The 8,025-nt window shown below is 65.8% G+C and carries 7 protein-coding genes; 3 read left to right on the top strand and 4 right to left on the bottom strand.

The window, feature by feature from the left end; translation table 11 throughout:
- Positions 1-228: 228 nt before the first annotated feature.
- On the bottom strand, positions 229-933 hold the full coding sequence (locus AC1D2E_RS25055) for a VIT1/CCC1 transporter family protein (protein WP_478199907.1): 705 nt from the start codon (positions 931-933) through the stop codon (positions 229-231).
- A gap of 288 nt (positions 934-1,221) precedes the next feature.
- On the opposite strand from AC1D2E_RS25055, the gene AC1D2E_RS25050 reads away from it, so the two are divergent.
- The gene (locus tag AC1D2E_RS25050) at positions 1,222-2,433 is read left to right on the top strand and encodes a hypothetical protein (RefSeq protein ID WP_478199906.1); all 1,212 of its coding nucleotides are present in this window, start codon (positions 1,222-1,224) and stop codon (positions 2,431-2,433) included.
- A gap of 74 nt (positions 2,434-2,507) precedes the next feature.
- Here AC1D2E_RS25050 and AC1D2E_RS25045 read toward each other — a convergent pair whose 3' ends face one another.
- Complete coding sequence (locus AC1D2E_RS25045) at positions 2,508-3,350, bottom strand: ATP adenylyltransferase family protein (protein WP_478199905.1); 843 nt, start codon at positions 3,348-3,350, stop codon at positions 2,508-2,510.
- A gap of 177 nt (positions 3,351-3,527) precedes the next feature.
- Positions 3,528-4,148 carry a peroxiredoxin family protein gene (locus AC1D2E_RS25040; protein ID WP_478173553.1) on the bottom strand — a complete coding sequence of 207 codons (621 nt, stop codon included), beginning with the start codon at positions 4,146-4,148 and terminating at the stop codon, positions 3,528-3,530.
- 258 nt (positions 4,149-4,406) lie between these two features.
- On the opposite strand from AC1D2E_RS25040, the gene AC1D2E_RS25035 reads away from it, so the two are divergent.
- Both AC1D2E_RS25035 and AC1D2E_RS25030 read left to right on the top strand, forming a co-directional pair.
- A complete protein-coding gene (locus AC1D2E_RS25035; RefSeq protein WP_478199904.1) occupies positions 4,407-5,354 on the top strand; it encodes a GAF domain-containing protein in 948 nt (315 codons plus the stop codon).
- 224 nt (positions 5,355-5,578) lie between these two features.
- Positions 5,579-5,809: a hypothetical protein gene (locus AC1D2E_RS25030; protein ID WP_478173555.1), complete on the top strand. Its 231-nt coding sequence runs from the start codon at positions 5,579-5,581 to the stop codon at positions 5,807-5,809.
- A 361-nt stretch (positions 5,810-6,170) separates the two neighbouring features.
- Here AC1D2E_RS25030 and AC1D2E_RS25025 read toward each other — a convergent pair whose 3' ends face one another.
- A complete protein-coding gene (locus tag AC1D2E_RS25025; protein ID WP_478199903.1) occupies positions 6,171-7,961 on the bottom strand; it encodes an adenylate/guanylate cyclase domain-containing protein in 1,791 nt (596 codons plus the stop codon).
- Between the last annotated feature and the right edge of the window lie 64 nt (positions 7,962-8,025).

Raw genomic sequence — 8,025 nt, 5'->3', positions numbered from 1 at the left:
GGCCAAGGGGCTGGATGCAAGGCGCCCGCGCGCAGCAAGGCKTTCGCCTTGCAAGCGGGGGCAACGCCGCAGACGGCCCCTTGGCCCGGCAACCCGCAGGGAAGGCCTGCCAGGACGAGCCACTCGGCGTTGCACGCCTTGCATGTGCCAACGCACATGCCGCGTCGCGCGCCTTGATTGGCCCGTCCTGGCAGGCCTTCGCGACCCCGGGAATAGTGTGAACAGGCCCTAGACCGTCGCGCCGAAGATCGAACCCACCGATGCGGTCAAGCCCATCGCCAGCGCGCCCCAGAAGGTGACGCGCCAGGCGCCGATCGGCACGTTCGCGCCGCCCGCCCGCGCAGCGACGCCACCGAGCAGTCCGAGGAATGCGATCGACATGCCGGCGACCCAGGGGATCACGGAGGCACCGGTGGCCGCCGCCGCAACCGCCAGCGGGAGCGCGGCACCGACCGTGAAGCTGGCGGCGGAAGCCAAGGCCGCCTGCACCGGCCGTGCGCTCGTCGTGTCGGAGATGCCCAACTCGTCGCGCGCATGCGCGCCGAGGGCATCGTGCGCCATCAGCTGCTCGGCCACCTGCCGTGCCAGTGCGTACGAAAGGCCCCGTCTGACGTAGATGGCCGTCAGCTCGCGGCGTTCGGCGGCAGGGTCTTCCTTGAGCTCGGCGCGCTCGCGCGACAGGTCCGCGCGCTCGGTGTCGGCCTGCGAATGGACCGAGACGTACTCGCCGGCGGCCATGGACATCGCCCCGGCCACCAGCCCGGCAACGCCGGTGATCAGGATGCTGGCGTGGTCCGCCTGGGCCGCGGCCACGCCGACGATCAGGCTTGCCGTGGAAACGATGCCGTCGTTGGCACCGAGCACGGCGGCGCGAAGCCAGCCGATGCGGGTGTTGCGATGACGCTCGAGGTGGAGTGTCCAAGGGCCTTTCATGAGGTGCAACCGGTCGGTGCCGCCCGCTTCGCGGGCGCGTCCAGGGGGGGTGGGAAGGGGGCTTTCTCGGTCGTCATCGCCATCTCCGCAGGGGCTCGGCCAAGAGTTCGGCCGACTGCCCACCCGTCCATCATGCCTGCGCAAGACGCGCGATGGCTCTCCTCGGGGCCGACCGCGTGCATTCCGACTGAGCGAGATCAATCGGGATCCCGCGGGATGTCGCTAGGCTGCGGGAGAGTCCTGAGCACCGCGCATCGCGTGGCGTTGGACCGCGGAGGTTTTCGAGCCATGTCCCGTGCCACACCGAACGTCGACGCGCTGCGCAAGCTGGAATCTGCCGACTTCTCGCTGGTGTTCGGCGGCCCCCTGTTTCAGCTTTGGCGACGCGCGCGCCTGTCCGACCATGAGGGGAAGCTGTCGCACCGCCGGGCGATCGCGGCGGTCCTGCTCGCCTGGGTTCCGCTGTTCCTGCTCTCCATCGCCGAAGGCCGCGCCTGGGGCCGGAGCGTCGACCTGGTGTTTCTCAAGGATCTCGAGCTGAATGCGCGGCTGCTGGTCGCGCTGCCGCTGCTGATCCTGGCCGAGCTGGTCGTTCACCGGCGCATGCGCCTGGTGGTGAGGCAGTTCGTGGAGGACGGCCTGATTCCGGACGCGTCGCGGACCCGGTTCGGCCTGGCCATCGCGTCGGCGCTGCGCCTTCGGAACTCGTTCTGGGCCGAGCTGCTTCTCGTGGTCCTGGTGTATGCCATCGGCGCTTTCGTCGTCTGGCGCACGCGACTGACGCTCGACGTCTCGAGCTGGTATGGCGTCGTCGTGGAGGGCCAGCTGAAGCTGACGCTGGCCGGCTGGTGGCTGGCCTGCGTGAGTCTGCCGCTGTTCCAGTTCCTGCTCCTGCGCTGGTATCTGCGGCTGTTCATCTGGGCGCGCTTCCTGTGGCAGGTCTCGCGCATCGAGCTGCGCCTGATCCCGACGCACCCCGACCGCTGCGGTGGACTGGGCTTTCTTGCGCTGGTGCGCGTCGCCTTCGCGCCCTTCCTCTTCGCGCAGGGCGTCCTGCTCGCCGGTGTGATCGCCGACCGCATCTTCTTCGGCGGTGCCAAGCTGCTCGAGTTCGAGATCGAGATCGCCGGGGTGGTGGTCCTGATGGTGTGCGTGATCCTGGGGCCCCTGTGCTTGTTCAGCCCCCAGCTGGAAGCCGCGGAGCACAGGGGCCGCCGCGAGTACGGCACGCTGGCGCAACGCTATGCGCGCGAGTTCGACCACAAGTGGTTGCGCAGCGGCGCCCGGCCCGGCGAAGAGCTGCTCGGCAGCGAGGATGTCCAGTCGCTGGCCGACATGGGCAACAGCTTCGCCATCGTCGAGGACATGCGCTGGGCGCCGTTCACCCTGAAGACCGTGCTGCATCTGGCCGCCACGACCCTGCTGCCCGTGCTGCCGCTCACGCTCACGATGTTCTCGGCGCAGGAACTGCTCGACCGGCTGGTGAAGGTACTGCTGTGAGACATCCTGGGTCAACCTTGCCGCCATAAAGACGGAGCGCGACCCTTCGCGGTCCTTCGGTCTCGAATGTTCGGTCATGCGTCATGAGGCACGTCCTGCGGCACCGCAACCGCGCGCAGCACCTGCATCGGCCCAATTGCATGGACGCGGTCCAGTTCCTCTCGCGAACGCAAGAACAATGAGCCAGCGAAGCCGAGCCCGTTCACGGAGATCGATTCGAAGCAGGCGCGCGAACGCGGCACGACGAACATCCAGCCTCGGCGAATCAGCAGGTTGTAAGGTGCCGACTGAACTTCGCCCTCTTCGGTGGCAACGGCGGAAATGCCGCACCGATGAAGCAACTCGCGATAGAGGGCATGCAACTCGGGAGCCGTCGCCTGCGGCGCCAGATGTGCGAACGCATGCCTGAACGGCAGCCGCGCGCCGCTGCCGAGCGCTCGCTCCATCGGTACTTCGTCCGGGCTTTCGCGCGTGAGCGGGAGCGGCACAAGCTGCAGGTGCTTGTGCCGTTGGCTGGCCCCGGCTTCGACGCCCCCGTTGTAGAAGCCGAGCCCATCGACTTCACTCAGGCAAGTGATGAGCGCCGCGAAATCCTCGACGGTAAGAAGGCGCTCCTGGCGTTCGAAGCTGCGGGTGACGAGCAGCACATGGCCGGCGAGCAGTTGGAACTTGTTCAGCAGAACGTAGTGCGAAGGCCCGAGCTCGCCGACGAACAGAGAACGGTCGTAGTCGCCGAGCGGATCCCCGGTTGCCGCGACATGGCGCGCCTTGTCCTTGCGCGCGAGGCTCGAAACCGTGTGCAAGACGAACCGGACGCCATCGCTGTCGAGGAGGATGGCTTGAGTCTCGATCGGCTGCAGTGCACCGTCTGCCAGGGCACGCCGCGTTGCATCTTGGACGATGGACAGTGAAAACACGCCGTCATTCTCGACCCGTTCCGGGCACCTGGGAACGACCACGTGGGGCCCAGCGGTATCGGTACCGCGCGCGGTTCCGGTCTTTTCCTGCCGCTCGGCGAACTCATGCTGTCAGGCGGTTTCCGGTCATCCAGGTGCCCAGGAAATCTCTGCATCGATGCGAGTCCAGACCCGTCTTCAAGGGGCCCGACCGGCGATCGGGAACTCTGAGCGCATCGACTGGAGCACCGACAAAAGTTCGGCGACGGTGGGCAATGTATCGAAGGGCCCGCCGCTCCACACGTAGCGAACCACACCGGCGCGATCGACTGCTACCACCAACTGTGGCGACTGGAAGCGGCCCAGGCGCAAAGCGGGGATCGGCGGCGGCGATTTTTCGCCGTGCAACAGCAGGTCTTGAGCCACCATCGCGGAGGAGCTCACCCAATTTTCGGCCACCGCGCCCAAGCTCTGTCGTTCCAGCGCAACCCCGTAGGCCAAATGCACGCGCCAGTCCGCATCGCAGAGGTAAGGAGTGGCCAGGTGGTAGTTTCGGAAATAGACGTTGGCTTCTTTCTGCGTGTTGTGGGTGATCTGCAGGATCTCGGCGTCCAACGCCACAAACTCTGTGTAGACCTGGCTCAGGCGCGCCATATTGCGACGGCAGAAGGGGCAGTACAGGCCCTTGGAAAACCACAGCAGCAGATTCTTGCGGCCCAGGTAGTCGGATAGGGCGACCTCGCCGCCGCCCGCTGCGGCAAGCCGGAAACCAGGCGCCTTCTCGCCGAGTGTCGGGTGAGCGTGCGTGGACTGTTCCATGACGGCCGATAGTAGCGATTCGGTGCAGTACACCTGGCATGACCTCAATGGGCGCCAGCCTGGGCGTGTGTCTCGTGGCACCCGGCGCATCCTTCGTCAAAGCGACTCGAACTGCGGACGCAATGATGTACGAAGGCAAGAGTGGGCGCAATCCAGCGACCGTCTCGCACGCACCTTGCCTGTGCGGTCGCAATGACGCAGGAGGTGGTTCATATGGCCTGCAACTTGCTTTAAATAGTCCACACACCGGGAGGCATCATGACCCCCACTTTTATCAAGGCAGCCGAACTTTGGGTGCCCAGCCACGACGGCTCGCTGCTCGAGTTCGGCGGCGGGGCGTTCGGGACTGCCAGGCGATTCGCGGCCATCAGCCGGGAGATGTGCTTTGGTCGCGGTGAGGGACTGCCCGGGCGGGCCTGGGAGGAGCGCCGGCCCATCCTGCTGCCGCAGTTCGAAGGTTCGTTCTTTCGTCGCAACGCCGCGGCAAAGGCCGCCGGTCTCACCTGCGCCATCGCGCTGCCGAGCTTTGAGCACGACCGCCTCATTTCGGTGCTCGTGATGTTCTGTGGTCATGAGGCCAAGGGCAGTGGCGCGCTCGAGCTTTGGCGCGACGACGCCGGCGGTCGCGGCGAAATGACCCTCGTCGACGGTGCCTTCGGGCAGAACGCCCAGACCTTCGAGACGATCACGCGTCAGACCCATCTTCAGCGTGGCGCGGGTCTCCCGGGCCGGGCGTGGCTGAGCCGCCATGCCGTCTTTCTGGAGGATCTGCCGGCCTCGACGGGGCGCTTCGTGCGCACTCGACAGGCCGCAGCAGCCGGTCTGCAGCGCGGTCTGGCCATTCCGTTCGCGTCGCAGCAGGAAGAGTGCCATGTCGTGACCTTCCTCGCCGGTGCTGAACTGCCACTGGCTCGACGCATCGAGCAATGGACGCTGGACGAGCCCCGGGCCCAACTACGGCGAGTCTTCGCGTTCAGCGAACTGCACGGGGGGGCGTCACGGATCGAGGCCACGCTGCCCCTCTCGCCGCCGACGGGATCGATCGTCAAGGCGTGGACCAGCGGGACGCCCGTGATCAATGACTGGCCTGCCGATGAATCGGGAGCGCCGGCAGCTGCGGCAGCATCGATCGGCTCCTGGGCTTTGCTGGCGATACCTGTGATGTCGAAGGGCTCGGTGGTCGAGGTGGTGACACTGTATTTGTAGCGCGGCAGGCCATTCTTCAGGCGAAGCGTTCTCGGTCTCGCCGCGGCAATCGACCACGACCGCGCCACGCGCATCAAGCTCATCGGGCATGACAGCTTCGGCATGTGGTGCGCGGCACCCGATTCGGGCACTTTCCGACGATGAAGGCACGCCTTCGTCTTTGCCATCCTCCCCCCGAAGGGGCGCAGTGCTACGCTACGCAGACACGCGAGCAGGAGGCAGCGATGACAGCCAGCTACGTGGAAATACAAGGCGCCCAGGCGGATATTGATCTCTGGGATGGGTTGATCACGGATCAAAACGCCCTCATCGTCGTCATGATGCAGAAGATGTCCCAAGTCGGAAGCACGGATGCAGCGTGGCTCGACGAGCGAATCACGGAGGCGGAAAGCATCGAGAATCGCTTGATCGTCGGACTCGAGCGCGCCCAGCGCCGATTGCGGGCAATGATCTAGGGCCTGTCCACACTACTTCCGCGATCCCCGGAAGTAGTGTGAACAGGCCCTTCACATCCCGATTGCTCGATTCAAGCGGCCCAACCTCCGGGAATGAGGCCAGCATTCGAGCTCGAGGCATGCGGTGTTCGTGGACGGGCAGCGGCGCGGATAACGCCGCGCCAGGCTTGGGTCGCCTGCGCCACCCGCCCATCCGCCAGCCGGTCGGCCGCGAAGCACGAGCGCAGGTCTTCTTCCGCGCCGTCTCACACCCTCGACGCCATGACGTCAAAACAACGCCGCCGGCATTTTCTGGGCGCAGCGGGGAAGCAACTCGGACGCAAGCAACTCCGTGTCACCGCTTTCGGGCGAGATGAGCGTCTCAGTCCGGAAGCCCTGCGGCACGAAGTGCTGCGGCCTCGGCCTCGAGCGCGGCCACGTCCTTTCGAACCTGGGTATCCATCCATGAAGCGACAGTGAAGTTGGGCTGCGCGGCAAGAAGTTGCGACGCCCAGAACTTCACTCTCTCAGGCTGGCCCAGTTGCACGTAGATGATCACCAGGTCCGTCACCCCGCGCCCCGGACTGCGTTGGTGATACGCCTCATAAGCGGCGATGGCCTCGTCGAATCGACCCGCCAGCCGATAGGCGTTTCCGAGGTTGCCCAGATAGGTCGGCGGACAGATGGGGCTCAACTTCATCGCCCGTTCCATCTGTTCGACAGCTTCCTGTGCGAGGCCGGCGTTGGCAAACACAAACGACGCAAACTGCACGTTGTCGGCCGATCCCGAACCATGTGCGATGGACTGGCGTGCTGCCGCGACAGCCTCGTCGAATCGTCGCTGCAGCAGCAACAGGAGGCTGCGCGTCATTTGCGCATCGGCGTTCTCGGGGTCGAGCGACAGCGCCTTGTCGACGTAGGCGCCGCCCTTGCGCAGTGCGGTCGCACGATCGTCCCAGAAGCCGAAGCGGGCGTCGACAAAGTGCAGAAACCCGAGCATGGCATTCAGAGACGCCGAGCTCGGATCCAACGCGTTGGCACGCTGCCAGCATGTGAGCGCTTGGCCCAGGCCCTCACGGCTCAGCCCGCGGCGGTAGTGCGACAACCCCTGCGCCCACAGGCTCCAGGCCTCGACGTTGCTGGTCGTCGCAAAGCGTAGCCGCGCCTGCTCGCCTTCGGTCAGCCTGACCTGCATCTCGGTCGCAAGTACCAGCGTGATTTCATCCTGGACGGCGAAGATGTCCTCGAGTTGACGGTCATATCGTTCGGCCCAGACATGCACGCCCGTTGCCGCATCGATCAGTTGGGCGGTGATTCGGATCCGGTTGGCGCTCTTGCGCACGCTGCCTTCCAGTACATACCGCACGCCGAGCTCGCGTGCCACCAGGCGCACGTCGACCGCGCGGCCCTTGTAGGAGAAGGTGGAGTTTCGAGCAATGACGAGCAGGCCCGCGATCTTCGATAGCGTGGTGATGATGTCTTCCACCAGCCCGTCCGCAAAGAAATCCTGCTCCGGGTCGCCGCTCATGTTGTTGAATGGCAGGACGGCGATCGAAGGCGTCTCAGGCAGGGAGAGGTCGATGGCTCCGCCGGCGGGAGAAGCTATGGGAACCGATGGCATGGCGCGGTGGGCTGGCGCGGCGCCCGGCACGCGTACCCCGTAGGCTCGCACTGGATCAGCGATGTTCTTGACCGCTTGCTCCCCAAGGTCTTCAAAACTGACCGCCACCTTGCCGATGACGGCATGTCGAATCGAATCGGATAGCGTGACACCGCCCGGTTCGGCAAGACCCTGCAGCCGCGCCGCGATGTTCACGCCATCACCGTAGACCGTGCCGTCGGCCTTCTCGATCACGTCGCCCAGATGCACGCCGACGCGAAAGCGCAACCTTCGCTCTTCGGGCACATCCGTCGCAGAAACGGCCAATTCTTGTTGCACGGCGAGCGCCGCTCTGACTGCACCGGCGGCGGTATTGAACACCGCCAGCACGGAGTCGCCGGCCGTGTCGACCACGCGCCCGCCATGCGTGGCGATATGTTCGCGGAACACGGCGCGCGCGGCGTCCAGCGCAGCAACGGTGGCTCGATCGTCGAGCGACATGAGGCGCGAGTAGCCGACCGCGTCCGCCGCCAAGATGGCCAGCAGGTGGCTATGCAGCTCGGTTGTGTCCACGGCTGCATTCTGACCGATGCCCTCGCATCCGGGGCGCGGAACATTGAGAATCTGGCGCCTCGAC

It is taken from the genome of Variovorax sp. P1_H2, from assembly GCF_056405295.1.
This window is presented reverse-complemented; position numbering and strand designations above follow the sequence as displayed.

Excerpts from the sequence above, each read along its gene's own strand:
- AC1D2E_RS25035 (WP_478199904.1), top strand. The coding sequence starts at position 4,407 with ATGACCCCCACTTTTATCAAGGCAGCCGAACTTTGGGTGCCCAGCCAC.
- AC1D2E_RS25050 (WP_478199906.1), top strand. The coding sequence starts at position 1,222 with ATGTCCCGTGCCACACCGAACGTCGACGCGCTGCGCAAGCTGGAATCT.
- AC1D2E_RS25040 (WP_478173553.1), bottom strand. The coding sequence starts at position 4,148 with ATGGAACAGTCCACGCACGCTCACCCGACACTCGGCGAGAAGGCGCCT.
- AC1D2E_RS25030 (WP_478173555.1), top strand. The coding sequence starts at position 5,579 with ATGACAGCCAGCTACGTGGAAATACAAGGCGCCCAGGCGGATATTGAT.
- AC1D2E_RS25055 (WP_478199907.1), bottom strand. The coding sequence starts at position 933 with ATGAAAGGCCCTTGGACACTCCACCTCGAGCGTCATCGCAACACCCGC.